General features: G+C 55.1%; 34 protein-coding genes and 1 other annotated feature. All 34 genes read left to right on the forward strand.

Translation table 11 applies throughout. The features are described from left to right. The first annotated feature begins 20 nt into the window (after positions 1 to 20). Positions 21 to 683 (forward strand): RNA polymerase sporulation sigma factor SigH, encoded by a 663-nt coding sequence (sigH, locus tag KI215_RS00830; RefSeq protein WP_212773773.1) that lies wholly within the window; start codon positions 21 to 23, stop codon positions 681 to 683. A 365-nt stretch (positions 684 to 1,048) separates the two neighbouring features. After that, complete coding sequence (rpmG, locus tag KI215_RS00835) at positions 1,049 to 1,198, forward strand: 50S ribosomal protein L33 (protein ID WP_212773774.1); 150 nt, start codon at positions 1,049 to 1,051, stop codon at positions 1,196 to 1,198. A 33-nt stretch (positions 1,199 to 1,231) separates the two neighbouring features. Beyond that, positions 1,232 to 1,456: a preprotein translocase subunit SecE gene (secE, locus tag KI215_RS00840; RefSeq protein WP_212773775.1), complete on the forward strand. Its 225-nt coding sequence runs from the start codon at positions 1,232 to 1,234 to the stop codon at positions 1,454 to 1,456. Positions 1,457 to 1,514: 58 nt separating this feature from the next. After that, positions 1,515 to 2,048 carry a transcription termination/antitermination protein NusG gene (gene nusG, locus KI215_RS00845; RefSeq protein WP_212773776.1) on the forward strand — a complete coding sequence of 178 codons (534 nt, stop codon included), beginning with the start codon at positions 1,515 to 1,517 and terminating at the stop codon, positions 2,046 to 2,048. A 159-nt stretch (positions 2,049 to 2,207) separates the two neighbouring features. Continuing rightward, complete coding sequence (rplK, locus tag KI215_RS00850) at positions 2,208 to 2,633, forward strand: 50S ribosomal protein L11 (protein ID WP_212773777.1); 426 nt, start codon at positions 2,208 to 2,210, stop codon at positions 2,631 to 2,633. 93 nt (positions 2,634 to 2,726) lie between these two features. Further along, a complete protein-coding gene (gene rplA / locus KI215_RS00855) occupies positions 2,727 to 3,425 on the forward strand; it encodes a 50S ribosomal protein L1 (RefSeq protein ID WP_212773778.1) in 699 nt (232 codons plus the stop codon). A gap of 71 nt (positions 3,426 to 3,496) precedes the next feature. Next, positions 3,497 to 3,629, forward strand: a sequence feature (ribosomal protein L10 leader region). A 20-nt stretch (positions 3,630 to 3,649) separates the two neighbouring features. After that, complete coding sequence (gene rplJ, locus KI215_RS00860; protein WP_205494110.1) at positions 3,650 to 4,162, forward strand: 50S ribosomal protein L10; 513 nt, start codon at positions 3,650 to 3,652, stop codon at positions 4,160 to 4,162. Positions 4,163 to 4,249: 87 nt separating this feature from the next. Continuing rightward, positions 4,250 to 4,615 carry a 50S ribosomal protein L7/L12 gene (rplL, locus tag KI215_RS00865; protein WP_212773779.1) on the forward strand — a complete coding sequence of 122 codons (366 nt, stop codon included), beginning with the start codon at positions 4,250 to 4,252 and terminating at the stop codon, positions 4,613 to 4,615. A gap of 65 nt (positions 4,616 to 4,680) precedes the next feature. Continuing rightward, entirely contained in the window at positions 4,681 to 5,292 is a 612-nt protein-coding gene (locus tag KI215_RS00870) for a class I SAM-dependent methyltransferase (RefSeq protein WP_212773780.1), read from the forward strand. A gap of 235 nt (positions 5,293 to 5,527) precedes the next feature. Then, a complete protein-coding gene (gene rpoB, locus KI215_RS00875) occupies positions 5,528 to 9,082 on the forward strand; it encodes a DNA-directed RNA polymerase subunit beta (RefSeq protein ID WP_212773781.1) in 3,555 nt (1,184 codons plus the stop codon). Between the two features lie 73 nt (positions 9,083 to 9,155). Continuing rightward, positions 9,156 to 12,770, forward strand: coding sequence for a DNA-directed RNA polymerase subunit beta' (gene rpoC / locus KI215_RS00880; protein WP_212773782.1), 3,615 nt, complete (start codon positions 9,156 to 9,158; stop codon positions 12,768 to 12,770). Positions 12,771 to 13,025: 255 nt separating this feature from the next. Beyond that, positions 13,026 to 13,274 carry a 50S ribosomal protein L7ae-like protein gene (locus KI215_RS00885; RefSeq protein ID WP_212773783.1) on the forward strand — a complete coding sequence of 83 codons (249 nt, stop codon included), beginning with the start codon at positions 13,026 to 13,028 and terminating at the stop codon, positions 13,272 to 13,274. A 153-nt stretch (positions 13,275 to 13,427) separates the two neighbouring features. Next, positions 13,428 to 13,841 carry a 30S ribosomal protein S12 gene (rpsL, locus tag KI215_RS00890; protein ID WP_212773784.1) on the forward strand — a complete coding sequence of 138 codons (414 nt, stop codon included), beginning with the start codon at positions 13,428 to 13,430 and terminating at the stop codon, positions 13,839 to 13,841. A gap of 35 nt (positions 13,842 to 13,876) precedes the next feature. Beyond that, the gene (gene rpsG, locus KI215_RS00895; protein WP_212773785.1) at positions 13,877 to 14,347 is read left to right on the forward strand and encodes a 30S ribosomal protein S7; all 471 of its coding nucleotides are present in this window, start codon (positions 13,877 to 13,879) and stop codon (positions 14,345 to 14,347) included. A 34-nt stretch (positions 14,348 to 14,381) separates the two neighbouring features. Next, positions 14,382 to 16,457: an elongation factor G gene (gene fusA, locus KI215_RS00900; protein ID WP_212773786.1), complete on the forward strand. Its 2,076-nt coding sequence runs from the start codon at positions 14,382 to 14,384 to the stop codon at positions 16,455 to 16,457. 238 nt (positions 16,458 to 16,695) lie between these two features. Next, complete coding sequence (tuf, locus tag KI215_RS00905; RefSeq protein WP_212773787.1) at positions 16,696 to 17,886, forward strand: elongation factor Tu; 1,191 nt, start codon at positions 16,696 to 16,698, stop codon at positions 17,884 to 17,886. Between the two features lie 505 nt (positions 17,887 to 18,391). Continuing rightward, positions 18,392 to 18,700: a 30S ribosomal protein S10 gene (gene rpsJ / locus KI215_RS00910; protein WP_205494146.1), complete on the forward strand. Its 309-nt coding sequence runs from the start codon at positions 18,392 to 18,394 to the stop codon at positions 18,698 to 18,700. A 42-nt stretch (positions 18,701 to 18,742) separates the two neighbouring features. After that, the gene (gene rplC, locus KI215_RS00915) at positions 18,743 to 19,369 is read left to right on the forward strand and encodes a 50S ribosomal protein L3 (protein ID WP_212773788.1); all 627 of its coding nucleotides are present in this window, start codon (positions 18,743 to 18,745) and stop codon (positions 19,367 to 19,369) included. A 27-nt stretch (positions 19,370 to 19,396) separates the two neighbouring features. Beyond that, a complete protein-coding gene (gene rplD / locus KI215_RS00920) occupies positions 19,397 to 20,023 on the forward strand; it encodes a 50S ribosomal protein L4 (protein ID WP_212773789.1) in 627 nt (208 codons plus the stop codon). Further along, positions 20,020 to 20,307 carry a 50S ribosomal protein L23 gene (gene rplW / locus KI215_RS00925; protein WP_205494152.1) on the forward strand — a complete coding sequence of 96 codons (288 nt, stop codon included), beginning with the start codon at positions 20,020 to 20,022 and terminating at the stop codon, positions 20,305 to 20,307. The genes rplD and rplW overlap by 4 nt, the downstream gene beginning before the upstream one ends. A gap of 26 nt (positions 20,308 to 20,333) precedes the next feature. Beyond that, on the forward strand, positions 20,334 to 21,164 hold the full coding sequence (rplB, locus tag KI215_RS00930) for a 50S ribosomal protein L2 (RefSeq protein ID WP_205494154.1): 831 nt from the start codon (positions 20,334 to 20,336) through the stop codon (positions 21,162 to 21,164). 45 nt (positions 21,165 to 21,209) lie between these two features. Then, positions 21,210 to 21,491 carry a 30S ribosomal protein S19 gene (rpsS, locus tag KI215_RS00935; RefSeq protein WP_205494156.1) on the forward strand — a complete coding sequence of 94 codons (282 nt, stop codon included), beginning with the start codon at positions 21,210 to 21,212 and terminating at the stop codon, positions 21,489 to 21,491. Positions 21,492 to 21,527: 36 nt separating this feature from the next. Then, on the forward strand, positions 21,528 to 21,860 hold the full coding sequence (rplV, locus tag KI215_RS00940) for a 50S ribosomal protein L22 (protein ID WP_212773790.1): 333 nt from the start codon (positions 21,528 to 21,530) through the stop codon (positions 21,858 to 21,860). Positions 21,861 to 21,874: 14 nt separating this feature from the next. Next, positions 21,875 to 22,534, forward strand: coding sequence for a 30S ribosomal protein S3 (gene rpsC, locus KI215_RS00945; RefSeq protein WP_205494163.1), 660 nt, complete (start codon positions 21,875 to 21,877; stop codon positions 22,532 to 22,534). A gap of 2 nt (positions 22,535 to 22,536) precedes the next feature. After that, a complete protein-coding gene (rplP, locus tag KI215_RS00950; protein WP_205494172.1) occupies positions 22,537 to 22,962 on the forward strand; it encodes a 50S ribosomal protein L16 in 426 nt (141 codons plus the stop codon). Next, positions 22,959 to 23,171: a 50S ribosomal protein L29 gene (gene rpmC, locus KI215_RS00955; protein ID WP_205494174.1), complete on the forward strand. Its 213-nt coding sequence runs from the start codon at positions 22,959 to 22,961 to the stop codon at positions 23,169 to 23,171. The genes rplP and rpmC overlap by 4 nt, the downstream gene beginning before the upstream one ends. Beyond that, on the forward strand, positions 23,168 to 23,431 hold the full coding sequence (rpsQ, locus tag KI215_RS00960) for a 30S ribosomal protein S17 (RefSeq protein WP_212773791.1): 264 nt from the start codon (positions 23,168 to 23,170) through the stop codon (positions 23,429 to 23,431). The genes rpmC and rpsQ overlap by 4 nt, the downstream gene beginning before the upstream one ends. Positions 23,432 to 23,463: 32 nt before the next feature. Next, entirely contained in the window at positions 23,464 to 23,832 is a 369-nt protein-coding gene (rplN, locus tag KI215_RS00965) for a 50S ribosomal protein L14 (RefSeq protein ID WP_212773792.1), read from the forward strand. Between the two features lie 45 nt (positions 23,833 to 23,877). Further along, the gene (gene rplX, locus KI215_RS00970; RefSeq protein WP_212773793.1) at positions 23,878 to 24,258 is read left to right on the forward strand and encodes a 50S ribosomal protein L24; all 381 of its coding nucleotides are present in this window, start codon (positions 23,878 to 23,880) and stop codon (positions 24,256 to 24,258) included. 30 nt (positions 24,259 to 24,288) lie between these two features. Then, entirely contained in the window at positions 24,289 to 24,837 is a 549-nt protein-coding gene (gene rplE, locus KI215_RS00975) for a 50S ribosomal protein L5 (RefSeq protein ID WP_205494186.1), read from the forward strand. Positions 24,838 to 24,874: 37 nt separating this feature from the next. Continuing rightward, positions 24,875 to 25,060: a type Z 30S ribosomal protein S14 gene (locus tag KI215_RS00980; protein WP_205494188.1), complete on the forward strand. Its 186-nt coding sequence runs from the start codon at positions 24,875 to 24,877 to the stop codon at positions 25,058 to 25,060. A 24-nt stretch (positions 25,061 to 25,084) separates the two neighbouring features. Beyond that, the gene (gene rpsH / locus KI215_RS00985) at positions 25,085 to 25,483 is read left to right on the forward strand and encodes a 30S ribosomal protein S8 (protein WP_212773794.1); all 399 of its coding nucleotides are present in this window, start codon (positions 25,085 to 25,087) and stop codon (positions 25,481 to 25,483) included. Between the two features lie 31 nt (positions 25,484 to 25,514). Beyond that, complete coding sequence (rplF, locus tag KI215_RS00990) at positions 25,515 to 26,051, forward strand: 50S ribosomal protein L6 (protein ID WP_212773795.1); 537 nt, start codon at positions 25,515 to 25,517, stop codon at positions 26,049 to 26,051. Positions 26,052 to 26,081: 30 nt separating this feature from the next. Next, entirely contained in the window at positions 26,082 to 26,450 is a 369-nt protein-coding gene (gene rplR / locus KI215_RS00995) for a 50S ribosomal protein L18 (protein ID WP_205494194.1), read from the forward strand. Positions 26,451 to 26,456: the final 6 nt, after the last annotated feature.

Raw genomic sequence — 26,456 nt, forward strand, 5'->3', positions numbered from 1 at the left:
CAGCAAACGTGGTCGGAGGGATGAGAGTGAGCGCAAACCTTCAAACCAGTGTACGGGACACGGTGAACTATGAAACGATGACCGATGAACAGCTGGTGGACGGTGTGCGGATGGGGGACAGTGGGGCGCTGGAGTATTTGATCCATAAGTATAAAAATTTCGTCCGTGCCAAGGCGCGCTCATACTTTTTGATCGGCGCCGATCATGAGGACATCGTACAGGAAGGGATGATTGGCCTTTACAAAGCGATTCGCGACTTTCGCGGGGACAAGCTTGCCTCGTTCAAGGCGTTTGCGGAGCTGTGCATCACGCGGCAAATTATTACGGCCATCAAGACGGCGACGCGCCAGAAACACATTCCGCTGAACTCTTATGTGTCGTTGGACAAGCCCATCTATGACGAGGATTCGGACAGAACGCTCATGGATATCCTGACCGGCGGCCGGGTGTCAGATCCGGAGGAGTTGTACATCAATCAGGAAGAATACGATGACATAGAGGATAAAATGTCGCAAATCCTGAGCGAATTGGAACGGCAGGTACTGATGCTCTACCTGGACGGCCGCTCGTATCAGGAAATCGCTGTCGACCTGAATCGACACGTCAAGTCAATCGACAATGCCTTGCAACGCGTCAAACGCAAACTGGAACGATACCTGGAGGTGCGCGAAGTCACCCTGTAACGCCTGAACCGCCGCTTCCCGCCCCCCTTGCGGGAAGTGCGATCTCATGTGGTAGTTATTCGACAGAAACCCCCAAAATCCTCTTGGCTGTGTAAAAAAATTGTAAAACCCCGTCGACAGACACGGGGTCTTTTTTTATAAAGAGCGAATGGGAAATCGAGTCGAACGGTATGAATCAGACGGAATTTGGAAGATATGACGTAGACAGCGCCAGTTTTGGCTTTCACTTATTTTGTCTATAATGAGAGAAACAAGCGGGACCTGTTTGACACCCGTCAGGCCTTGTGCTAAAGTGGATAGGGTATGTTATATTCCGGTACACTATGGCCGTTTTGGCCGTCGGCATAAGCAAGGAGGTGTGTCACATGCGGGTCACAATTACCTTGGCTTGCACCGAGTGCGGGGAGCGTAACTACACCAGCAGCAAAAACAAACGGAAACACCCGGATCGTCTTGAGTTCCGGAAGTACTGCCCCCGCTGCAATGCTCACAAGGTGCATCGCGAGACAAAATAACGATTGATCGCTTAAACATTTGGGGGGACGCTCATGGGTTTGCTAGGTCGCCTCGGTTCCGGGATTTCCAAAAGCATATCCGGCACCGCTCAGTTTTTCCGGAGCGGGATCGCCGAGCTGAAAAAGGTACGCTGGCCCAATCGACAAGAGCTGATCAGCTATACGACGATCGTCATCGTGACGGTGACGATTCTCACCCTCTTCTTCGCGGCCGTGGACTTTGGGATTGGTCAATTGCTGGCATTGCTCACAAGGTGAGACGGCGTCGTCGAAATTACGCCATAAGGGGGGACAGGGTGCGATTCGGCCCTGAATCATGGAGAAGAATTGGTATGTTGTTCACACTTATTCCGGCTACGAAAACAAAGTAAAAACCAACCTGGAAAAGCGTGTGCGCTCGATGGACATGGAGGACAAGATTTTCCGTGTTCTCGTTCCGACTGAAGAAGAGATCGAGCACAAGGATGGCAAGAAGAAAACCGTCCAGCGCAAGGTTTTTCCGGGATACGTCCTTGTGGAGATGATCATGACGGATGACTCATGGTATGTCGTGCGCAACACGCCGGGAGTCACGGGGTTCGTCGGATCATCCGGAGCCGGTTCCAAGCCCACTCCCCTTATGCCGGAAGAAGTGCATGCGATTCTGCGCCAAATGGGGATGGAAGAGGCGCGTCCCAAAGTGGACTTTGCCGTCAATGACAACGTCAAAGTCAAGGAAGGACCGTTCGCGAACTTTGTTGGAACCATCGAAGAGGTGGATGCGAGCCGAGGCAAGCTGAAGGTGCTCGTCAACATGTTTGGGCGCGAAACTCCGGTGGAGCTGGACTTTGCCCAAGTGGAAAAAATTTGAAGCGATCACATCTTCCCCTCGGGTGCCTGTTTGTGTTAAAGTGTATATGTTTTGGGATCCCCTTCGGGGGTTCGGGGGTCGTCCGTGGATGGGCGAACCTTTTTTCCGTGGGAGGGTGCGACCCGAAAGAACCACATTTTTGTAAGGAGGTTGGTTGGCGTGGCCAAAAAAGTCATCAAAGTGGTCAAGCTGCAAATCCCCGCTGGTAAAGCCAACCCGGCGCCGCCGGTCGGTCCTGCGCTGGGTCAAGCCGGGGTCAACATCATGGGATTCTGCAAAGAGTTCAACGCGCGTACCGCGGACCAAGCGGGGCTGATCATTCCGGTTGAGATCACGGTGTACGAAGACCGTTCGTTCACCTTCGTCACCAAAACCCCGCCGGCAGCCGTGTTGCTCAAAAAAGCGGCCGGTATCGAGTCCGGTTCCGGTGAACCGAACAAAAAGAAAGTGGCCAAAGTGTCGCGGGACAAAGTGCGCGAAATCGCCGAGCTGAAAATGCCCGATCTGAACGCGGCTTCGGTGGAAGCGGCGATGCGCATGGTGGAAGGTACCGCCCGCAGCATGGGAATCGAAATCGTAGACTGATCGGATAGAAGATCTGTCGCAGTTGTCGCCGCCACGGGTGATGGCTGCAAGTGGGAGGATTATCCGTTATGACCACGAAAGGAGGAAGCAACCGTGGCTAAGCATGGGAAAAAGTATCTCGAAGCGATCAAAAAAGTGGACCGGGAAAAGCAATACGATCCGACCGAAGCGCTCCAACTGGTGAAAGAGCTGGCTTCGGCCAAATTCGATGAGACGGTGGAAGCGGCGTTCCGTCTGGGGATCGACACCAAACGCGCGGACCAACAAGTGCGCGGAGCTGTGGTTCTGCCGCATGGTACCGGAAAAACCAAACGGGTGCTGGTTTTCGCCAAAGGTGAGAAAGCCAAAGAAGCGGAACAAGCCGGTGCCGACTATGTGGGCGATGAAGACCTGATCAACAAAGTGAGCCAAGGCTGGTTCGATTTCGACGTGGTGGTGGCCACCCCGGATATGATGGGTCAAGTCGGGAAACTGGGCCGCATCCTGGGTCCCAAAGGCTTGATGCCCAACCCGAAAACGGGAACCGTCACCTTTGATGTGGCCAAAGCGGTTCAGGAAATCAAAGCCGGTAAAATCGAATACCGGGCCGACAAAGCCGGTAACGTTCACGCGCCGATCGGCAAGGTTTCCTTTGACGTCGAGAAACTGGTGGAAAACTTGCAAGCGCTGGCTGAAGCACTGATCAAAGCCAAACCGGCTGCGGCAAAAGGGCAATATATGAAGAGCGTTACCGTTTCTTCCACCATGGGACCGGGCATCTCGATCAACCCGGCACGGTTTATGGGACGCTAAGAACTTGTTCCGTTCTTGACAATGACGGACCCATTGGTTATGCTATAAACGTTTGTTTGGGTTACTTGACAATTGAACACCCGCTTCTACCGTAGACAGCAGGTGCCGCCGGCTTAATATCCTGCCGAGGTAGGGATTCCGATTCGTATTGATAGAGGATTTTCCCGGCCTTCGTGTGTCTACGAAGGCTTTTTTGTTTGCAATCCCTGCGAGGAGGTGTGACGATGTCCAAAGCGATCGAAAAGAAGAAACAAGTCGTGGCGGAGATCGTGGAAAAGCTGAAAACCAGCAAAAGCACGATTTTGACGGATTACCGCGGTCTCACCGTCGCTGAAATGACCGAGCTGCGGAAGCAGTTGCGCGAAGCCGGCGTTGAGTTCAAGGTGTTGAAAAACACGTTGACCCGCCGCGCGACCGAAGAAGTGGGCTTGACAGAACTGAACGAATCCCTGACCGGTCCGACCGCCATTGCGTTCAGCTATGAAGATGTGGTAGCGCCGGCGAAGATCCTGCACAAATTCGCCAAAGACCACGAAGCGCTGGAAATCAAGGGCGGCGTGGTAGAAGGCCGCATCGTCAGCCTGGACGAAGTGAAGGCGCTGGCGGAACTGCCGTCCCGCGAAGGGCTCTTGTCCATGTTGCTCAGCGTGTTGCAGGCGCCGATGCGGAACTTTGCCCTGGCGGTCAAAGCGGTGGCCGACAAAAACGGAGAAGCGGGCGAAGCGGCGGAAGCCTGATGCACCGAGTCCGTTTGCCGGCGTGATACGCCGGGACCATTTTCATTTGCGAATTTCAATTGATCTGATACAAGGAGGTTGTTTCGCATGACCAAAGAGCAAATCATTGAAGCGATCAAAGGCATGAGCGTGCTCGAACTGAATGAATTGGTGAAAGCGATCGAGGAAGAATTCGGCGTGACTGCTGCTGCTCCCGTGGCTGTTGCTGCTCCGGGTGCTGCTGCGGATGCGGCTGCCGAAAAAACCGAATTCGACGTCATCCTGGCGGATGCGGGTGCTTCCAAAATCAACGTTATCAAAGTGGTGCGCAGCATTACCGGCCTCGGCCTGAAAGAAGCCAAAGCGTTGGTCGATGGTGCGCCGAGCCCGATCAAAGAAGGCGTCTCCAAAGAAGAAGCCGAAAACATCAAATCCCAACTGGAAGAAGCCGGTGCGAAGGTGGAACTCAAGTAACCACCCGCCGGTTGACCCGCCGGCAACTGGGCCGGCGGGTTGTTTTTTCATAGGAGGAACGTCACATGACCGAACATTACTACAGCTCACAACCGGATACCGCTTCCGATGTGCGGGAGATACACGCCGAACTGCGCGGACGGGCATTTCGATTTCTGACGGATGCAGGCGTTTTTTCCAAAAAAGGAGTTGATTTCGGCAGCCGCCTGTTGATTGAGACGGCGGCATTGCCGGATGAGGGCGTGTTTGCTGACGTCGGATGCGGCTACGGACCGATTGGCATCGCGCTGGTTGCGACCGTACCGAACAGTCAGGCTGTTTTGTTGGATGTCAACACCCGCGCAGTGGAACTGGCACGGAAAAATGCGGAGATCAACGGTGTGGCGGACCGCGTTACGGCGCTCGTTAGTGACGGGTTCGAGGCGGTGGGGGAACGTCGTTTTGACGCTGTGCTGATCAATCCGCCGATTCGTGCGGGTAAACAGGTGGTATACCGGCTGTTTGCGGAAGCGAGGGACCATCTGAAACCGAGCGGAACGCTGTGGGTCGTTATCCGCAAGAAACAAGGGGCGGCTTCTGCACGCGACGAGCTGAATCGGTTGTTCACATCGGTTGATGTGGCGAAACAAAAAAAGGGGTATTGGATTCTCCGAGCTGAACAGGGAAGAGAGTATTGACACAATATCCCGCCTATGATATCGTTATAAAATGCTAATAAACTAGTCGGGCGTAGTATACCTTTTTTTAGGCGTACGAGGGAATTTTTCCTTGAAGCAGTTTAAGGGCGCTAGCAATTGGTTAACATAGGTAAATAGACGCTTAGTAGCTGGAAAAATGAGGTGTCCTCGCCCATTTTCTTTTTTTGCTGTTTGATTCGCGCGTCAATCGACTGGGTACGAGGGGGGAACTTGCTTGGCAGGCAAACTTGTCCAATATGGTCGGCGACAGCGCAGAAGTTATGCGAGGATCAACGAGGTTCTGGAACTGCCCAACCTGATTGAGATTCAGCAACGGTCGTACCAGTGGTTCTTGGAAGAGGGACTGCGCGAAATGTTCCAGGACATCTCGCCGATCGAAGATTTCACCGGAAACTTGGTCTTGGAGTTTATTGACTACAGTCTGGGTGAGCCCAAGTATTCGGTCGAAGAGTGCAAGGAACGGGATGTTACTTATGCTGCTCCGCTTCGTGTAAAAGTGCGTCTCATCAATAAGGAGACGGGCGAAGTGAAGGAGCAGGAAGTGTTCATGGGTGATTTCCCGCTGATGACGGAAACGGGAACGTTCATCATCAACGGGGCCGAACGGGTCATCGTTAGCCAGCTGGTCCGTTCGCCGAGTGTCTACTACAGCACCAAAGTGGATAAAAACGGAAAACCTGCATACACCGCCACAGTGATTCCAAATCGTGGTGCTTGGCTGGAGTACGAAACCGATGCCAAAGACATCCTCTATGTCCGGATCGACCGTACCCGGAAGATCCCTGTGACGGTGCTTTTGCGTGCCCTCGGTTTCAGTACTGATGCCGAGATTTTGGAACTCTTGGGCGATGACGAATACGTACGCAATACGTTGGACAAAGACAACACCGGTTCAACGGAAAAAGCGCTGATCGAAATCTACGAACGTTTGCGTCCGGGTGAACCTCCGACTGCGGACAACGCGAAGAGCCTCTTGTATTCTCGCTTCTTCGACCCCAAACGCTATGATTTGGCGAGTGTGGGTCGCTATAAGATGAACAAGAAGCTGCATATCAAAAATCGCCTCCTCAACCAACGGTTGGCGGAGCCGATCGTCGATCCCGAAACCGGTGAGATCATTGCGGAAGCCGGGCAGGTGATCGACCGTCGTGTGCTCAACAAAATTCTGCCGCTTTTGGAGAAAGAAGACGGTCTCGGTTGGGAGGAACACACCGTTCGCGGTGGGGTGCCGGAGGACGGGACCGTACGACTGCAATCGGTCAAGATCTTCTCTCCTGTAGAAGACGGCAAGGTGATCAAGGTCATCTCCAACGGTAATGTCGATTCGTCGGTGAAACACATCACCCCGGCCGATATCGTCGCCTCAATCAACTACTTTATCAACCTGCTCCACGGTGTGGGCAGCACGGACGATATTGACCACCTGGGGAACCGGCGTTTGCGTTCTGTCGGCGAGCTGCTGCAAAACCAGTTCCGTATTGGTTTGTCCAGGATGGAACGGGTGGTTCGCGAGCGGATGTCGATTCAGGATGCCAATGCCATTACACCGCAGGCGTTGATCAATATCCGCCCGGTGATCGCATCGATCAAGGAATTCTTCGGCAGCAGCCAGTTGTCGCAATTCATGGACCAGACCAACCCGTTGGCCGAACTGACGCACAAACGGCGTCTGTCCGCGCTGGGACCGGGTGGACTGACCCGGGAACGCGCCGGTTTCGAGGTGCGGGACGTTCACCACTCGCACTACGGCCGGATGTGTCCGATCGAAACGCCGGAGGGTCCCAACATCGGGCTGATCAACTCGCTGTCTACCTATGCACGGGTGAACGAATACGGGTTTATCGAAACTCCCTATCGCAAAGTGGACCCGGATACGCACGTGGTCACAGACGAGATCGTGTATCTGACGGCCGACGAAGAGGACAACTACTATATCGCACAGGCCAACGAGGAATTGGATGAAGAAGGGCGCTTCGTCAATGAGCAGATTATTGTCCGTTACAAAGACGAGCATTTGATTGTTCCTCGTGAGCGGGTCGACTTCATGGACGTATCGCCCAAACAGGTGGTCTCTGTCGCGACGGCGTGTATTCCGTTCCTGGAGAACGACGACTCCAACCGGGCGCTGATGGGGTCCAACATGCAGCGTCAAGCCGTGCCGCTGCTGAAGCCGGAAGCGCCGTTCATCGGTACGGGGATGGAATACAAAGCGGCCCGTGACTCGGGTGTGATGGTTCTGGCGAAACGTCCGGGCGTCGTCGAGCGGGTCACCGCGGACGAAATCTGGGTTCGCCACGAAGAAGAAGTGGACGGTAAGCTGGTAAAAGGCGACCTGGATAAATACAAGCTCATCAAGTTCCAACGTTCCAACCAAGGGACCTGCATCAACCAGCGCCCGATCGTCAAGGTGGGCGACCGTGTGCAAAAAGGCGACACGTTGGCCGACGGTCCTTCCACCGAACAAGGGGAATTGGCGTTGGGCCGCAACGTGTTGGTTGCTTTTATGACATGGGAAGGGTACAACTACGAAGACGCCATTTTGCTCAGTGAGAAGTTGGTGAAGGAGGACGTCTACACCTCCATTCACATTGAGGAATACGAGTGTGAAGCCCGCGACACCAAACTGGGGCCTGAAGAAATCACCCGCGACATCCCCAACGTCGGAGAAGATGCGCTCAAGAATTTGGATGAGCGTGGCATCATCCGCATTGGGGCAGAAATCAAAGCGGGGGATATCCTCGTCGGAAAAGTAACGCCCAAAGGTGTGACCGAACTGACGGCCGAAGAGCGGCTGCTTCACGCCATCTTCGGGGAAAAGGCCCGCGAGGTGCGGGATACGTCCCTGCGTGTACCGCACGGCACGGATGGGATCGTCGTTGACGTCAAGGTCTTCACTCGCGAAAACGGCGACGAACTGCCCCCGGGAGTCAACCAATTGGTGCGCGTCTACATTGCGCAGAAACGGAAGATTTCCGAAGGGGACAAAATGGCGGGACGTCACGGAAACAAAGGGGTTATTGCCCGCGTTCTGCCGGAGGAAGACATGCCGTTCTTGCCGGACGGAACCCCGGTGGAAGTCGTTTTGAACCCGCTCGGCGTGCCGTCGCGGATGAACATCGGTCAGGTGCTGGAAGTGCACTTGGGAATGGCGGCCAAAGCGATGGGCCTGCACATGGCAACACCGGTGTTCGACGGTGCGACGGAGCAGGATGTGTTCGAAACGCTGAAAGAAGCGGGATTGCCTGAAGACGGAAAAACCATCCTTTACGACGGGCGCACGGGTGAGCCGTTCGAAAACCGTGTCACCGTGGGCGTGATGTACATGATCAAGCTGGCCCACATGGTGGACGACAAGATTCACGCGCGTTCGACCGGTCCTTACTCGTTGGTCACGCAACAACCGCTGGGCGGAAAGGCGCAGTTCGGCGGTCAGCGTTTCGGAGAGATGGAGGTGTGGGCGCTCGAAGCTTACGGTGCCGCCTACACATTGCAGGAGATACTGACGGTCAAATCGGACGACGTGGTTGGTCGCGTCAAAACCTACGAATCGATCGTCAAGGGAGAGAACGTACCGGAGCCCGGTGTGCCTGAATCGTTCAAGGTGTTGATCAAGGAACTGCAAAGTCTCGGTATGGATGTCAAGATCCTGTCGGGAGACGAGCAGGAAATCGAGATTCGGGAGATCGATGAGGAAGATGAGCCAGCGAACGACAGGCTGGGATTCGATCTGGACAGCGGGGAAGGCGAGAAAAAGTCTTCGTCGTCGTGAGCGCGCCGAATCCCGTGGGTTTTGCGGAGAAAATCCGGCGTGATATGGGATGATCCTGAGGGAGGAATGCCCTGTGCTCGATGTCAACAACTTTGAATTTATGAAAATCGGCCTGGCCTCTCCGGATAAAATTCGCTCCTGGTCTCGTGGTGAGGTAAAGAAGCCGGAAACGATCAACTACCGGACGCTGAAGCCCGAGAAGGAAGGGTTATTCTGCGAGAAAATCTTCGGTCCGACCAAGGACTGGGAGTGTCATTGCGGCAAATACAAGCGCGTCCGGTATAAAGGCGTCGTCTGCGATCGATGCGGTGTGGAAGTGACGCGGTCCAAAGTGCGGCGTGAGCGGATGGGGCACATTGAGCTCGCCGCACCTGTCTCCCACATTTGGTACTTCAAAGGGATCCCCAGCCGTATGGGGTTGGTTCTGGACATGTCGCCCCGCGCACTGGAGGAAGTGATCTATTTCGCCTCCTACGTGGTGGTGGATCCGGGACCGACACCGCTGGAGAAAAAGCAATTGCTTTCCGAAAAAGAGTACCGTGCGTATCGTGAGAAGTACGGCAACGCCTTCACGGCGATGATGGGGGCGGAAGCGATCAAGCGCCTCCTGCAGGAGATCGATCTGGACAAAGAGGTCGAAGCACTGAAGGAAGAAATCCAAACGGCGCAAGGACAACGCCGTAACCGGGCGATCAAGCGGTTGGAAGTGCTGGAGGCGTTCCGCAACTCCGGCAACCGGCCTGAGTGGATGATCCTTGACGTGTTGCCGGTCATTCCGCCGGAATTGCGGCCGATGGTCCAGCTGGACGGCGGACGTTTCGCCACATCCGACCTGAACGACCTGTACCGCCGCGTGATCAACCGGAACAACCGGTTGAAACGGCTGTTGGACCTGGGTGCGCCGGATATCATCGTTCAAAACGAGAAGCGGATGCTGCAAGAGGCCGTGGATGCGCTGATCGACAACGGACGCCGCGGCCGTCCGGTGACAGGCCCGGGTAATCGGCCGCTCAAATCTCTTTCACACATGCTGAAAGGGAAACAAGGGCGGTTCCGTCAAAACCTGCTCGGTAAACGGGTTGACTACTCCGGCCGTTCCGTGATCGTGGTAGGGCCCAACCTGAAAATGTATCAGTGCGGCCTGCCGAAGGAAATGGCACTGGAGCTGTTCAAACCGTTCGTGATGAAAGAATTGGTGGCCAAAGGCCTGGCTCACAACATCAAAAGCGCGAAACGCAAAGTGGAGCGAGTCCATCCTGAAGTGTGGGACGTTCTGGAAGAAGTGATCAAAGAACATCCCGTCCTGCTGAACCGGGCGCCGACGTTGCACCGGTTGGGGATTCAGGCGTTTGAGCCGGTCTTGGTGGAAGGACGTGCCATCAAACTGCATCCGCTCGTCTGTACGGCGTACAACGCTGACTTCGACGGGGACCAGATGGCCGTACACGTGCCGTTGTCGGCGGAAGCGCAAGCGGAGGCGCGCGTCCTGATGCTGGCGGCACAGAACATCTTGAACCCCAAAGACGGAAAACCGGTCGTCACGCCGTCACAGGACATGGTGTTGGGGTCGTATTACCTCACGCTTGAAAAAGAGGGCGAAAAAGGCGAAGGCCGCGTCTTCGCCACGCCGGGTGAAGCGATCAACGCCTATCAACAGGGGTATGTCACCCTGCACTCGCGGATTGCGATTCCGGCGCGGAGCCTGAATAAAACGTCTTTCACGGAAAAACAACAAAACGCCTTGTTGGTGACGACGGTCGGGAAGATCATTTTCAACGAGATTTTCCCGAAAGAGTTCCCGTATATCAACGAACCGACCAAAGCCAACTTGAAAGGCACGCCGGATCGGTACTTCATCTTTGAAAAAGGGGTCAACATTCCGGAGTTCATCCGGCAACTTCCGGATCCCGGTGCAGTGAAAAAAGGATATCTCGGCACGCTCATCGCCGAGTGCTTCCGCCGGTTCGGCACCACGCAAACCGCGATCATTCTGGACAACATCAAGGAGCTCGGCTTCAAATACTCGACCAAGGCCGGGATCACGATGGCGGTGTCCGACGTGGTGGTGCCGGAAGAAAAGCAGGATATCCTGAAAGAAGCGGAAGAAAAGGTACAGGCCGTGCTGAAGCAGTACCGCCGCGGTCTGATTACGGACGAAGAGCGGTATAACCGGGTGATCTCGATCTGGAGCCAAGCCAAGGACGACATCACGAATATCTTGATGAAGAAGCTTGGCAAATTCAACCCGATCTACATGATGGCCAACTCAGGTGCGCGGGGGAACGTCTCTCAGATTACCCAGCTCGCTGGAATGCGGGGTCTGATGGCCAACCCGTCGGGTCGGATCATCGAGTTGCCCATCAAATCCAACTTCCGCGAAGGCTTGACAGTGTTGGAGTACTTCATCTCCACCCACGGGGCGCGGAAAGGATTGGCGGATACGGCGCTTCGGACCGCGGACTCGGGATACCTCACCCGACGTTTGGTCGACGTGGCGCAAGACGTCATCGTTCGCGAAGAGGATTGCGGTACGGACAAGGGTCTGACCGTGCGCACGATTCAAGAAGGCAACGAAGTGATCGAGGAACTGTACGACCGGATCGTCGGCCGGTTGGCGTTCAAAACGATTCGCCATCCGGAAACGGGCGAAGTGATTGTCGAACGCAACCAAATGATCGACGAAGTGATCGCCAGCAAGATTGTCGAGGCCGGCATCAAGGAAGTGGAAATTCGCTCGGTGCTCACCTGCCGCACCAACCACGGTGTCTGCAAACGTTGTTACGGACGCAACCTGGCACTGGGCACGCAGGTGGAAATCGGCGAAGCGGTCGGAATCATCGCCGCTCAGTCGATCGGGGAACCGGGTACCCAGTTGACCATGCGGACCTTCCACACCGGCGGTGTGGCCGGCGACGACATCACCCAAGGTTTGCCGCGGATTCAAGAGCTGTTTGAAGCGCGCAATCCGAAAGGGCAGGCCGTCATTACCGAAATTGACGGGGAAGTTGTGGACATCCGCGAAGTGAAGGATCGCCGCGAAATCGAGATCAAAGGCGACGTGGAGACCAAAGTGTATCAAGTGCCCTTTGGTTCCCGCATCTCCGTGGCTGTCGGCGATACCGTGCAGGCGGGCGATGTGCTGACGGAGGGCTCCGTTGATCCGAAAGACCTGCTCCGGATTCGCGGTGTGCTGGGCGTGCAGGAATATCTGCTGGCCGAAGTACAGAAGGTATACCGGATGCAAGGCGTGGAGATCAACGACAAGCACGTGGAAGTGATGATCCGGCAGATGTTGCGCAAGGTGCGCATCACCGATGCCGGCGACACCGATCTTTTGCCTGGTTCGTACGTGGATTTGCACGAATACGAAGAAGCCAACAAAAAAGTGCTGTTGAACGGCGGTGAACCCGCTGTTGCGCGGCCGGTTCTCTTGGGGATCACGAAAGCTTCGCTGGAAACCGAATCGTTCCTGTCGGCGGCTTCGTTCCAAGAGACGACGCGCGTGTTGACGGATGCAGCCATCAAGGGCAAAGTCGACCGTTTGCTCGGGCTGAAGGAGAACGTGATCATCGGGAAACTGATCCCGGCGGGTACCGGTATGGCCCGTTACCGCTCCTTGAAATTGAACATAAAAGGTCAGGGCGCCGAAGAAGGTGCAGATTCCAAGGAAGCCGTCACGGTCGACTGAGAGATGTCCGGTTATATGTCGGCATGAAGTCTCAAATTCTGCAGCGAATCTTTCCCTGGCGAAAGTGGAAACGAGAAAGCAGATTGTCGGCAAAAGTGATGGAGAGGGCGAAAACCCTCTCTCGCTACACGACTTGGGGGGATAGGGCGACCCCATGTGGGAAATCGCCCGCCCCATCCCCTTATTGACATCCTCTGATCCAGGTGGTAATATATCTCCGTGTGCTTGGTAAATTTCACTTTGGAGGGCTTTATAGTGCTTTATGAAAAAGTGAAACAAGCGACCAACATGGTGATCGGTACCAAGCAGACCAAAAAAGCGATCGAGCAAGGAAAAGCACAAGAGGTGATCGTGGCGAAGGATGCCGACGACAAGGTGACGGCCCCCATCATCTCGATGTGCCGTGATCGGGGTATCGCCGTTGTTCATGTCGATTCCATGCGCGAACTCGGAAAAGCATGTGGAATCGAAGTCGGCGCAGCCGCGGTTGCGATCCTGAAGTAAATAAGGAACGACAAGATAGATGACCGCGTACCGGCGATGGCACGGAACGCGGTTCAATCATGCATGTGAAAGTCGTTCGTGTTCCTTGCTTTTTGATGAGCCGCCCGGCTCTGTGGTCTTGTGAAACACCGAATCAAGAGGAGGTGGACCAGGATGCCCACGATTAACCAGCTGGTACGGAAAGGCCGGAAGCAGAAAAAAACCAAATCCAAATCTCCGGCGCTGCAATACGGCTACAACAGCTTGCGCAAAGAGTTGATCAAGCAGAGCTCTCCGCAAAAACGGGGCGTCTGCACCCGTGTGGGGACCATGACCCCGAAAAAGCCGAACTCAGCACTGCGGAAATACGCCCGTGTGCGCTTGACCAACGGCATCGAAGTGACCGCCTATATTCCGGGAGAGGGTCACAACCTGCAAGAGCACTCCGTCGTATTGGTGCGCGGCGGACGGGTGAAAGACCTGCCGGGTGTGCGCTACCACATCGTGCGTGGTGCTTTGGATACGGCTGGCGTGCAGAACCGGATGCAGGGCCGCTCCAAGTACGGGGCCAAACGGCCGAAGAAGTAACGGTTACAGAACCATGATGCAAAGGAGGGATCAGCATGCCTCGTAAGGGACCAGTGCCTCGCCGTGATGCCCTCCCGGATCCGATTTACAACAGCAAACTGGTGACGCGCTTGATCAACCGGTTGATGTACGACGGGAAGAAGGGGAAGGCACAAAAAATCCTGTACGAAGCGTTTGATATCATTCGCGAGCGTACGGGCAAAGATCCGATGGAAGTGTTTGAACAAGCCCTGAAAAACGTGATGCCGGTCTTGGAAGTGAAAGCCCGCCGGGTTGGGGGCGCCAACTACCAAGTGCCGGTGGAAGTGAAACCGGAACGGCGCACGAGCTTGGGGCTGCGTTGGTTGGTCAACTACGCCCGCCTGCGTGGTGAAAAAACGATGCAGGAGCGTCTGGCCAATGAAATCATGGACGCGGCGAACAACACCGGCGCGGCTGTGAAGAAGAAAGAAGACACGCACCGGATGGCGGAAGCCAACCGTGCTTTTGCTCACTACCGCTGGTAAGCGGACTGCTTGAACACGAAAGGAGACATATCCGATGGCACGTGAGTTCTCCTTGGAGAAAACGCGGAATATCGGGATCATGGCTCACATCGACGCCGGTAAAACCACGACCACTGAGCGGATCTTGTTCTACACCGGCCGTGTGCACAAAATCGGGGAAGTGCACGAAGGCGCGGCCACCATGGACTGGATGGAACAAGAACAAGAACGCGGGATCACCATCACTTCCGCGGCGACGACCTGCCAGTGGAAAGGGCACCGGATCAATATTATCGACACTCCGGGTCACGTGGACTTTACGGTCGAAGTGGAACGATCCCTGCGCGTATTGGATGGAGCGGTTGGGGTGTTCTGCGCCAAGGGTGGCGTGGAGCCGCAATCGGAAACTGTGTGGCGTCAAGCTGACAAATATGGCGTACCGCGGATCGCGTACGTGAACAAAATGGACATCGTCGGCGCTGACTTCTACGGTGCGGTGGAGCAAATGCGGGATCGCCTGCAAGCCAACGCCGTTCCGATTCAGTTGCCGATTGGTGCCGAAGACACCTTCGAAGGAATCATCGACCTCGTCAAAAACTGCGCATACTTCTACCTGGATGATCTGGGTACACAGACGGAAGCGCGGGAGATTCCCGACGAGTACAAGGAGAAAGCGGAAGAATACCGTACCGCTCTCTTGGAAGCCGTCGCGGAGATTGACGAGGAACTAATGATGAAATACCTCGAAGGGGAAGAAATCACCGAAGAGGAAATCGTGGCCGCTTTGCGGAAAGGTACCTGTGAAGTGAAAATCACTCCGGTACTGTGCGGTTCCTCGTACAAAAACAAAGGGGTTCAAATGCTCCTGGATGCAGTAGTCGCATATCTGCCGTCTCCGGTGGACGTGCCGGATATTCGCGGCGAACTGCCGGACGGAACGGAAGCGACCCGGAAATCGGGCGACGACGAACCGTTCGCTGCATTGGCGTTCAAGATCATGTCCGACCCCTACGTCGGAAAACTCACCTTCTTCCGGGTGTATTCGGGTACGCTCAACTCCGGTTCCTACGTGCTGAACTCCACCAAAGGGAAGCGTGAACGGATCGGTCGGATCCTGCAAATGCACGCTAACCACCGTGAAGAGATCAGCACCGTGTACGCCGGGGACATCGCGGCCGCGGTCGGTCTGAAAGACACGACGACCGGGGACACCTTGTGCGATGAAAAACACCCGATTATCCTGGAATCCATGGTCTTCCCGGAACCGGTGATCTCGATCGCCATCGAGCCGAAATCTAAAGCGGACCAAGACAAGATGGCGATGGCGCTGGCCAAACTAGCCGAGGAAGATCCGACGTTCCGCACCCATACGGACGAAGAGACGGGACAAACCATCATCTCCGGTATGGGCGAGCTGCACCTCGACATCATCGTGGACCGTCTGCGCCGCGAGTTCAAAGTGGAAGCCAAAGTTGGTAAACCGCAAGTGGCTTACAAAGAAACCTTCCGCAAATCGGCCAAAGTGGAAGGGAAATTCATCCGGCAAACGGGTGGACGCGGTCAATACGGTCACGTCTGGATCGAATTCGAACCGCTGCCGGAAGGCTCCGGTTTCGTATTCGAAAACAAAATCGTCGGTGGTGTGGTGCCGAAAGAATACATCCCGGCCGTACAGGCGGGGATCGAGGAAGCCATGCAAAATGGCGTGTTGGCCGGATATCCGATGGTGGACATCAAGGCGACCATCTTCGATGGTTCGTACCACGATGTCGACTCTTCGGAAATGGCCTTCAAGATCGCCGGCTCTCTTGCCCTGAAAGCGGCCAAGGACAAATGTGACCCTGTGCTTCTGGAGCCGATCATGAGAGTGGAAGTGGTCGTTCCGGAAGAATACATGGGAGACATCATGGGTGACATCAACTCCCGCCGCGGTCGCGTCGAGGGCATGGAAGCACGCGGCGGTGCCCAAGTGATTCGCGGTATGGTACCGCTGGCCGAAATGTTCGGTTATGCGACCAGCCTGCGGTCCAAAACGCAAGGACGCGGTACCTTCACGATGCAATTCGACCACTATGAAGAAGTGCCGAAAAACATCGCGGAAGAGATTATCGCGAACAACGCGGGTAAATAATCTCTCGGTTGTTGACAAGTGTTCACTAAGGCGGAAGCCGTCTCTGAATGATTCATCCGCGGCTTGGCCGTCGGAGCATCGATCGGGGGACGGCGTTCCGCGGAACCTTTTCGCAATCTGACATGCCTGCGGTGCATCATCATGAAAGTCAGAGGCGAACCTATGTGAATGATTTCGCCTCCGACTTTCTCACATACATCTAAAAAACATTGGCAAATTTGAAGGAGGATCACGAAAAATGGCCAAAGCCAAATTTGAGCGTACGAAACCGCACGTCAACATTGGTACGATCGGTCACGTTGACCACGGTAAAACCACGTTGACCGCCGCTATCACCACCGTTTTGGCGAAAACCGGTGGCGCTGTAGCAACTGCTTACGACCAAATCGACAAAGCTCCGGAAGAAAAAGAACGGGGCATCACGATCTCCACGGCTCACGTGGAATATGAAACTGAAAACCGTCACTATGCGCACGTGGACTGCCCGGGTCACGCCGACTACGTGAAAAACATGATCACCGGTGCGGCCCAAATGGACGGTGCGATCCTCGTAGTGTCCGCTGCGGACGGTCCGATGCCGCAAACCCGGGAGCACATCCTGCTGTCCCGTCAGGTCGGCGTTCCGTACATCGTTGTGTTCCTGAACAAAGTGGACATGGTGGACGACGAAGAGCTGTTAGAACTGGTGGAAATGGAAGTGCGCGACCTGTTGTCCGAGTATGAATTCCCGGGCGACGAAATCCCGGTTGTGAAAGGTTCCGCTCTGAAAGCGCTGGAAAACCCGGACAGCGAGTGGGCCGACGCCATTCTCGAACTGATGAAAGCCGTGGACGAGTACATCCCGACCCCGGAACGCGACAAAGACAAACCGTTCCTGATGCCGGTCGAGGACGTGTTCTCCATCACCGGTCGTGGTACGGTGGCCACCGGTCGTGTGGAACGCGGTACCATTAAAGTTGGCGACGAAGTGGAAATCGTGGGTCTGGCCGACGAAACCAAGAAAACGGTTGTTACCGGCGTGGAAATGTTCCGCAAGCTGCTGGATGTGGCTGAAGCTGGTGACAACATCGGTGCCCTGCTGCGTGGGGTTGACCGGAAAGAAGTTGAACGCGGTCAAGTGTTGGCCAAACCGGGCAGCGTGAACCCGCACACCAAATTTGAAGCTCAAGTGTACATTCTGACCAAAGAAGAGGGCGGCCGTCACACCCCGTTCTTCAACGGTTATCGTCCGCAGTTCTACTTCCGGACCACGGACGTGACCGGCGTCATCAAACTGCCGGAAGGCACTGAAATGGTGATGCCTGGTGACAACATCAAAATGGAAGTGGAACTGATCGCTCCGATCGCGATCGAAGAAGGTACACGTTTCGCGATCCGCGAAGGTGGACGCACCGTGGGTGCCGGTGCCGTGTCCAAAATCCTCGGCTAATAAGCGTGGAAATGGACAAACCCTCCGGGAATTTACCCGGAGGGTTTTATTCTCTTAGTGAGCTCGGCAGGGCTTGGTCAGCCGCTCGCCGATGAAAATATTGCCCCTACGGTTTCATCAGAAATCGCTCTGATCCCGCTTTTTTGAGGGCGCGGGGGAGCGGGGCTGAAAAAGATGCGTGCGATATTGAGCAAACAGAACGCAGTATGGTCTACTAAGCATGTGTGTGGACATTCATAGATTCGAGTAAGCTTGAACGTAGAGTCGCGATTTTCCCACGGTTGATGGGCAATTTAAAATCTCTGACCCCGTAAAAGAGGAGAACCGGGAAAAAATCACGGTTTTCCTTGCATCGGCCTGATGAATTCATTATAATAGGGAATGTTGGTCGTGGACAGCGATGATGCGGAAGGTTGCCGACACACCCGGCCCCTTTGCCATGGCCGGGGCGGGAAATTTTCGCGGAGAAGTCCATTTGCAAAATGGGCGAAAAGGAGGGGTATCCATGGCAAAACAAAAGATTCGCATCCGGCTCAAAGCGTACGACCACCGCATTCTGGATCAATCGGCGGAGAAAATCGTCGATACGGCGAAACGGACGGGTGCTGGTGTATCTGGTCCGATTCCGCTGCCGACGGAGCGTTCCGTCTACACAATCCTGCGGGCGGTGCACAAGTACAAAGACTCGCGCGAGCAATTCGAGATGCGCACGCATAAACGGTTGATCGACATCGTCAACCCCACTCCGCAAACGGTGGATGCCTTGATGCGTTTGGATCTGCCGTCCGGCGTGGATATCGAAATCAAATTGTGATACAGCATCAGAGAGGAAACACGGTGGTAGGAGGTGTGCGACGTGAAAGGGATTCTCGGCAAAAAACTGGGGATGACTCAGGTGTTCACTGCCGATGGTACCGTGGTGCCGGTTACGGTGATTCAGGCCGGTCCGTGCGTGGTTCTTCAAAAGAAAGAAGAAACCACCGACGGATACGAAGCCATTCAATTGGGCTTTGAAGACAAAAAAGAGCATCGGGCCAACAAACCGGAAATCGGCCATGCGAAAAAAGCGAACACGACGCCGAAAAAATTTGTGCGCGAAATCCGCGGCATGAATCCGGCTGAATACGAAGTGGGCCAAGAAATCAAAGTGGACTTGTTTCAAGAAGGGGAAATCGTGGACGTGACCGGCACGTCGAAAGGGAAAGGGTTTGCCGGTGCCATCAAGCGGCACAACCAAGCTCGCGGTCCGATGAGCCACGGTTCCCGTTATCATCGGGGTCCTGGTTCCTTGGGTCCGATCGCGCCGAACCGCGTGTTCAAGGGGCAAACGCTCCCGGGACGCATGGGCGGTGAACGCGTGACGATTCAAAACCTGGAAATCGTAAAAGTGGACACGGACAACAACCTGCTGTTGGTCAAAGGCTCCATTCCGGGTCCGCGAAACAGCTACGTGATCGTGAAATCCGCGGTAAAAAGCCGGTAATGAATGTCAGAGAAGGAGGGAGACGACATGCCCAAGGTAGCAGTATACGACATGAACGGCAGCCAAGTGGGGGAAATCGAACTGTCCGAAGCGATCTTCGGCATCGAGCCCAACAAGGCCGTTCTGCATGATGCCGTTGTGATGCAACAGGCATCTCTGCGCCGGGGGACCCACGCGGTGAAAAACCGTGCAGCCGTACGCGGCGGTGGACGGAAACCCTGGCGGCAAAAAGGTACCGGGCGCGCGCGTCACGGAAGCATTCGTTCGCCTCTGTGGGTGGGCGGTGGCGTGGTGTTCGGACCGACTCCGCGCAGCTACGCTTACAAATTGCCGAAGAAAGTACGTCGTCTGGCCATCAAATCCGCATTGTCCGCGAAAGTGAAGGACAACGAGCTGATCGTGCTGGACGATCTGAAAATGGAACAACCGAAAACGCGTGAAATGGTACGCGTGCTCAACAACCTGAACGCTGACCGCAAAGCGCTGGTCGTCAGCGGTGCGTTCGATGAGAACGTGGCCTTGTCCGCGCGCAACATTCCCGGCGTGAAGTTCATCCAAGCTGACGGTATCAACGTGCTGGATGTTCTGAGCCACGACAAGCTCATCATGACTCGGGACGCCATTGCCCGGGTGGAGGAGGTGTTCAGCCGGTGAAAGACCCGCGTGACATCATCCGTCGTCCGATCATCACGGAAAAATCGACCGAGATGAACGAAGAGCGGAAATACGTCTTTGAAGTGGATCTGCGTGCCAACAAAACGGAGATCAAACAAGCCGTTGAAAAAATCTTCGGCGTGAAAGTGGAGAAAGTGAACACGATGCGTGTTCGCGGCAAGAAAAAACGCTATGGTCGTTTTACCGGCCGCACGCCTGAACGTAAAAAAGCGATCGTGAAACTGACGGCTGACAGCAAGCCCATCGAACTGTTCGAAGTGTAAGCCCAGGGAAAAGGAGGGAATGAGGCATGGGCATCAAACGTTTTAAACCGACTTCTCCGGGTCGTCGTCAAATGACGGTGTCCACTTTTGAGGAGATTACGACGGATAAACCGGAAAAATCGCTTGTTGTTACTTTGCCCAAAAAGTCCGGCCGTAACAACCAAGGGAAAATCACGGTCCGGCACCAAGGTGGCGGTCACAAGCGGAAATACCGGATCATCGACTTCAAGCGCGACAAAGACGGTATTCCCGGCCGCGTTGCCACAATCGAATACGATCCGAACCGTTCGGCCAACATCGCCCTCATTCATTATGCGGACGGTGAAAAACGGTACATCCTGGCGCCGCACGGCTTGAAAGTGGGTCAGGAAATCATGTCCGGTCCCGATGCTGACATCAAAGTGGGGAACGCCCTGCCGCTGGCTAACATTCCGGTCGGTACGGTGATCCACAACATCGAGCTGAAACCGGGGCGCGGTGGACAATTGGTTCGTGCTGCTGGTGCGCAAGCACAATTGATGGGGAAAGAAGGCAAATACGCCATCGTACGTTTGACCTCTGGCGAAATGCGGATGATCCACATCAACTGCCGCGCAACGATTGGTCAAGTGGGTAACCTGGATCACGAGCTGATCACGATCGGGAAAGCCGGACGTGCTCGTTGGCTCGGCAAACGCCCGACGGTACGCGGTTCCGTGATGAACCCGAGCGACCACCCGCACGGCGGTGGTGAAGGTAAGGCTCCGATCGGTCGGAAATCTCCGGTCACCCCGTGGGGCAAACCGACATTGGGCTACAAAACACGGAAGAAAAACAAGCCTTCGGACAAATACATCATCCGTCGTCGCAAGAAGTAACGGCTTTTTGGGTCATAAGCACCTACCGGAAGGGAGGTTGGATGCATGGGTCGCAGCCTGAAGAAAGGGCCCTTTGCGGATGAGCATCTGTTGAAAAAAGTGCGGGAGCTGAACGAGAAGAACGAGAAGCGCGTGATCAAAACCTGGTCCCGTCGTTCCACCATTTTCCCGGAATTCGTTGGACACACAATCGCCGTGCACGACGGACGCAAACACGTGCCGGTGTACATCACGGAAGACATGGTGGGACACAAACTGGGTGAGTTTGTGCCGACCCGCACCTTCCGCGGTCATGCGGGAGATGACAAGAAAACGAAGAAGCGGTAAGGAAGGCGCTAGGTTAGCGAGAGAGGAGGTCGTCACATGCAAGCGAAAGCCGTCGCTCGTTACGTACGGATTGCACCTCGCAAAGCGCGTTTGGTAATCGACTTGATCCGCGGCAAATCGGTGGAGGAAGCGTTGGCGATCCTGCGTTTCACCCCGCGCGCCGCTTCTCCGATCATCGAGAAAGTGCTCAAGTCCGCCATCGCGAACGCTGAGCACAATCACAACATGGACGTACGGCGGTTGGTCGTGGAAAAAGCGTACGTGGACGAAGGGCCCACGATGAAACGGTACCGTCCGCGCGCACAAGGACGTGCCAGCCGGATCAACAAACGGACCAGCCACATCACGGTCATCGTATCTGAGAAATAAGGAGGGATGAAACGGTGGGTCAAAAGGTAAGCCCGGTAGGTTTGCGGGTTGGCATCATCCGTGACTGGGAATCCAAATGGTTTGCCGGGAAAGATTATGCCGACCTGTTGCACGAGGACATCAAGATTCGAGAGTTCATTCGCAAACGGATGAAAGACGCCGCGATCTCGAGCATCGAGATTGAGCGGGCAGCCAACCGCGTCAACATCACCATTCACACCGCGAAACCGGGGATGGTGATCGGGAAGGGCGGTTCGGAAGTCGAAGCATTGCGTCAAGCGCTGAACAAATTGACCGGTAAAAAAGTGCACATCAACATCAGCGAAATCAAAAATCCGGAACTGGACGCCTATCTGGTGGCGGAAAACATCGCGCAACAACTGGAGCGCCGTATTTCCTTCCGCCGTGCGATGAAACAGGCGATCCAACGCACCTTGCGCGCTGGAGCGAAAGGGATTCGCACCCAAGTGAGCGGACGTCTGGGTGGTGCGGACATTGCGCGTACGGAAGGCTACAGCGAAGGTACGGTGCCGCTTCACACTCTGCGTGCGGATATTGACTACGGTTTTGCCGAAGCGCACACGACCTACGGACGGATTGGCGTGAAAGTGTGGATTTATCGCGGTGAAGTGCTTCCCAAGAAGAAAAAAGGAGACGCGGAAGGGGGCGAATAACGATGCTGATGCCGAAACGCACCAAGTACCGCAAAGAGCACCGCGGCCGGATGAAAGGCCGGGCCAAAGGCGGTACCGAAGTGGCATTTGGTGAATACGGTCTGCAAGCTTTGGAGCCGTCTTGGATCACCAACCGGCAAATCGAAGCAGCCCGTGTTGCCATGACCCGTTACATCAAACGGGGCGGGAAAGTCTGGATCAAAATCTTCCCGGACAAACCGGTAACCCAAAAACCGCTTGAGGTGCGGATGGGTAGCGGTAAAGGTTCGCCCGAAAAATGGGTGGCCGTCGTGAAACCGGGTAAGATCTTGTTCGAACTGGCAGGTGTGCCGGAAGAAGTCGCACGTGAAGCGATGCGGCTGGCGGCTCACAAACTGCCGATCAAAACGAAATTCGTAAAACGGAATGAAGCGGGTGGTAGCGAATGAAAGCGAAAGAGCTGATGGACATGACCACCGCGGAAATCGAACAAAAACTGCGTGAGCTCAAGGAAGAACTGTTTAACCTCCGGTTCCAAAAAGCGACCGGGCAATTGGAGAACCCGGCCCGGATCCGTCAGGTTCGCAAAGACATCGCCCGCGCTAAAACCGTTTTGCGGGAGCGCGAACTGGGGATCGAAAGGAGGAAACAGGCATGACCGAGCGCAATCGTCGGAAAGTACGCGTCGGCAAAGTGGTCAGCGATAAGATGGACAAGACGATTGTCGTGGCGGTGGAGACCTACAAACGTGATCCGCTGTACGGCAAGCGCGTGAAATACACCAAAAAGTTCAAAGCCCATGATGAGCAAAACCAAGCCAAAGTGGGCGACATCGTAAAGATCATGGAAACGCGGCCGCTTTCCAAAGAGAAGCGTTGGCGTTTGGTTGAGATCGTCGAAGAAGCCGTGATCATCTGACGCTCGGGAAGTGAAGGGAAGGAGGGAAATCGATGATTCAACCGCAAAGCCGCCTGCGTGTAGCTGACAACTCCGGAGCCAAAGAGTTGATGTGCATCAAAGTGCTGGGCGGATCGAAACGGAAATCCGCCGGGATTGGTGACATCATCGTAGCTTCCGTGAAACAGGCAACACCCGGTGGCGTTGTCAAGAAAGGGGACGTCGTGAAAGCTGTCGTGGTTCGTACGGTGCGTCCGACTCGTCGTAGCGATGGTTCCTACATCCGTTTTGACGAAAACGCCGCTGTGGTGATCAAGGAAGACAAAAGCCCGCGTGGTACCCGGATTTTCGGACCTGTGGCCCGGGAATTGCGCGAAAAAGACTTCATGAAAATCATCTCGCTGGCGCCGGAAGTACTGTGACGGCGTGGCGTAACCCAAGCAACGGAACGTGAGGAGGTGCCGAGCATGAGCGCCAAGCGCCCGAACAAATTGCACATCAAAACGGGAGACACCGTGATCGTGATGCGCGGGAAAGAAGCGCCGACGCGCGACAAAAACGGGAACAAAGTGTACACCAAAGGTCGGGTATTGAAAGTGTTCCCGAAAGAGCAACGCGCGTTAGTGGAAGGGGTCAACATGGTGAAGAAGCACACCCGCCCGACCCCGAACAACCCGCAAGGCGGCATCATTGAAAAAGAAGCGCCGATTCACATCTCCAACCTGATGTTGGAAGACCCGAAAACGAAAGAACCGACCCGGATCGGATACAAATTCATCGAAGGCAAAGACGGCAAGCTGAAAAAAGTGCGCTATGCCAAAAAATCCGGCGAAATTATCGACAAATGACGGACGGATTGAGGAAGGGAGGGACCTCTGTTGGCAACACCCAGGCTCAAACAAAAGTATCGTGAAGAGATCACCCCGGCCCTGATGAAGAAGTTCAACTACTCTTCGCCGATGCAGGTGCCGAAAGTGGAAAAAGTGGTGATCAACATGGGTGTGGGTGAAGCGGTGCAAAATCCGAAAGTGCTGGATGGCGCCGTGGAAGACCTAACCCTGATTTCCGGTCAAAAACCGGTGATCACCCGGGCGAAAAAATCGATCGCAGGATTCAAATTGCGGGAAGGCATGCCGATCGGTTGCAAAGTGACGTTGCGTGGCGATCGGATGTATTACTTCCTGGACAAATTGTTTAACGTGGCGCTGCCGCGCGTGCGCGACTTCCGCGGGGTGTCCCCGAAATCCTTCGACGGTCGCGGCAACTACACGCTCGGCTTGAAAGAGCAGCTGATCTTCCCGGAAATCGACTATGATAAAGTGGACAAAGTGCGCGGGATGGACGTCATTATCGTCACTACCGCCGAGACGGACGAAGAAGCCCGTGAATTGCTCGCGCAATTGGGTATGCCCTTTCGCAAACAATAAACGGGAACGTAACTAAACGGCAAAGGAGGGGGATCCGTTGGCCAAGAAGTCGATGATCGCCAAAGCGAAGCGCAAACCGAAATTCAAAGTGCGCGCCTACACCCGGTGTGAGCGGTGCGGACGGCCGCACGCCGTCATGCGCAAGTTCCGCCTCTGCCGGATTTGCTTCCGTGAATTGGCGTACAAAGGGCAGATTCCCGGCGTGAAAAAAGCCAGCTGGTAATGGAAGTGGAAGGAGGGAAAGAGCATGGTGATGACAGACCCGATTGCTGACATGCTGACACGGATCCGCAACGCGAACTTGGTTCGCCATGAGAGCTTGGAAGTGCCTGCTTCCAAAATGAAACGCGAGATCTGCGAAATTCTGAAGCGCGAAGGGTTCATCCGCGACGCGGAATACATTGAGGACGGAAAACAAGGGATCATCCGGATCTTCCTGAAGTACGGCAAGAACAATGAACGCGTCATCACCGGGCTGAAGCGGATCAGCAAACCGGGCTTGCGCGTCTACGCGAAGCACAACGAAATTCCGCGGGTACTGCGCGGTCTCGGCATTGCGATCTTGTCCACCTCGAAAGGGGTCATGACGGACAAAGAAGCGCGTCAAGCCAAGGTCGGCGGCGAAGTTATCTGTTACGTGTGGTAATATCGGCGGAAATGAATGGAGGTGAACACGCATGTCGCGGATCGGCAAGAAACCGATTGACATCCCCAACGGGGTGGAAGTAACAATCAATGGAAGCCACGTGGTCGTGAAAGGACCGAAAGGCACATTGGAACGGACGTTCCACCCCGATATGACGATCAAACTGGAAAACAACCAACTGGTGGTGGAGCGGCCGAGCGATGAACGTCATCATCGCGCGTTGCACGGAACCACCCGCAGCCTTTTGGCCAATATGATCGAAGGTGTGACGAAGGGATTCAGCAAAACGCTTGAGCTGGTCGGCGTCGGTTACCGCGCCCAGAAAAAAGGCAACACGGTCGTCATCAGCGTCGGTTACTCCCACCCGGTTGAGGTGGAACAACGGGAAGGCATCGAGCTGGAAGTCCCGGCACAAAACCAAATCGTGGTCAAAGGGATCGACAAACAGCTCGTGGGTGCCGTGGCGGCCAACATTCGCGCCATTCGCGAACCTGAGCCGTATAAAGGCAAAGGGATCAAATACATTGATGAACGGATTCGGCGCAAAGAGGGTAAAACCGGTAAGTAATCTTAGGAACGTGAAGGGAGTGAATGCGGCGTGATCACCAAAGTGGACCGCAATCAAAAGCGGAAAAAGCGTCATCTGCGTGTGCGGAAAAAAGTGTTCGGCACGGCTGAGCGTCCGCGTTTGAACGTGTTCCGCTCGTCCAAGAACATCTACGCGCAATTGATCGATGACGTGGCCGGCCACACGGTGGCTTCCGCTTCCACCTTGGATCCGGAATTCAAGGAACTCGGGATCTACGGCGGCAATGTCGAAGCCGCCCGCAAAGTCGGTGAATTGATCGCAAAACGGGCGATTGAAAAAGGATACAAAAAAGTGGTCTTCGACCGCGCGGGTTACCTCTATCACGGACGGGTGAAAGCCCTGGCCGAAGGTGCCCGGGAAGGAGGGCTCGAGTTTTGAGCAAAG

The organism is Polycladomyces abyssicola, assembly GCF_018326425.1.
Lineage (GTDB): Bacteria > Bacillota > Bacilli > Thermoactinomycetales > JIR-001 > Polycladomyces > Polycladomyces abyssicola.

Excerpts from the sequence above, each read along its gene's own strand:
- rplF (WP_212773795.1), top strand. The coding sequence starts at position 25,515 with ATGTCGCGGATCGGCAAGAAACCGATTGACATCCCCAACGGGGTGGAA.
- rpsS (WP_205494156.1), top strand. The coding sequence starts at position 21,210 with ATGGGTCGCAGCCTGAAGAAAGGGCCCTTTGCGGATGAGCATCTGTTG.
- rplB (WP_205494154.1), top strand. The coding sequence starts at position 20,334 with ATGGGCATCAAACGTTTTAAACCGACTTCTCCGGGTCGTCGTCAAATG.
- rplX (WP_212773793.1), top strand. The coding sequence starts at position 23,878 with ATGAGCGCCAAGCGCCCGAACAAATTGCACATCAAAACGGGAGACACC.
- rpmG (WP_212773774.1), top strand. The coding sequence starts at position 1,049 with ATGCGGGTCACAATTACCTTGGCTTGCACCGAGTGCGGGGAGCGTAAC.
- rpsQ (WP_212773791.1), top strand. The coding sequence starts at position 23,168 with ATGACCGAGCGCAATCGTCGGAAAGTACGCGTCGGCAAAGTGGTCAGC.
- rplL (WP_212773779.1), top strand. The coding sequence starts at position 4,250 with ATGACCAAAGAGCAAATCATTGAAGCGATCAAAGGCATGAGCGTGCTC.
- rplD (WP_212773789.1), top strand. The coding sequence starts at position 19,397 with ATGCCCAAGGTAGCAGTATACGACATGAACGGCAGCCAAGTGGGGGAA.
- nusG (WP_212773776.1), top strand. The coding sequence starts at position 1,515 with ATGGAGAAGAATTGGTATGTTGTTCACACTTATTCCGGCTACGAAAAC.
- rpsL (WP_212773784.1), top strand. The coding sequence starts at position 13,428 with ATGCCCACGATTAACCAGCTGGTACGGAAAGGCCGGAAGCAGAAAAAA.
- rpsH (WP_212773794.1), top strand. The coding sequence starts at position 25,085 with ATGGTGATGACAGACCCGATTGCTGACATGCTGACACGGATCCGCAAC.
- rplP (WP_205494172.1), top strand. The coding sequence starts at position 22,537 with ATGCTGATGCCGAAACGCACCAAGTACCGCAAAGAGCACCGCGGCCGG.
- rpsG (WP_212773785.1), top strand. The coding sequence starts at position 13,877 with ATGCCTCGTAAGGGACCAGTGCCTCGCCGTGATGCCCTCCCGGATCCG.
- sigH (WP_212773773.1), top strand. The coding sequence starts at position 21 with ATGAGAGTGAGCGCAAACCTTCAAACCAGTGTACGGGACACGGTGAAC.
- rpsJ (WP_205494146.1), top strand. The coding sequence starts at position 18,392 with ATGGCAAAACAAAAGATTCGCATCCGGCTCAAAGCGTACGACCACCGC.
- rplJ (WP_205494110.1), top strand. The coding sequence starts at position 3,650 with ATGTCCAAAGCGATCGAAAAGAAGAAACAAGTCGTGGCGGAGATCGTG.
- rplV (WP_212773790.1), top strand. The coding sequence starts at position 21,528 with ATGCAAGCGAAAGCCGTCGCTCGTTACGTACGGATTGCACCTCGCAAA.
- tuf (WP_212773787.1), top strand. The coding sequence starts at position 16,696 with ATGGCCAAAGCCAAATTTGAGCGTACGAAACCGCACGTCAACATTGGT.
- secE (WP_212773775.1), top strand. The coding sequence starts at position 1,232 with ATGGGTTTGCTAGGTCGCCTCGGTTCCGGGATTTCCAAAAGCATATCC.
- rpmC (WP_205494174.1), top strand. The coding sequence starts at position 22,959 with ATGAAAGCGAAAGAGCTGATGGACATGACCACCGCGGAAATCGAACAA.
- fusA (WP_212773786.1), top strand. The coding sequence starts at position 14,382 with ATGGCACGTGAGTTCTCCTTGGAGAAAACGCGGAATATCGGGATCATG.
- rplN (WP_212773792.1), top strand. The coding sequence starts at position 23,464 with ATGATTCAACCGCAAAGCCGCCTGCGTGTAGCTGACAACTCCGGAGCC.
- KI215_RS00870 (WP_212773780.1), top strand. The coding sequence starts at position 4,681 with ATGACCGAACATTACTACAGCTCACAACCGGATACCGCTTCCGATGTG.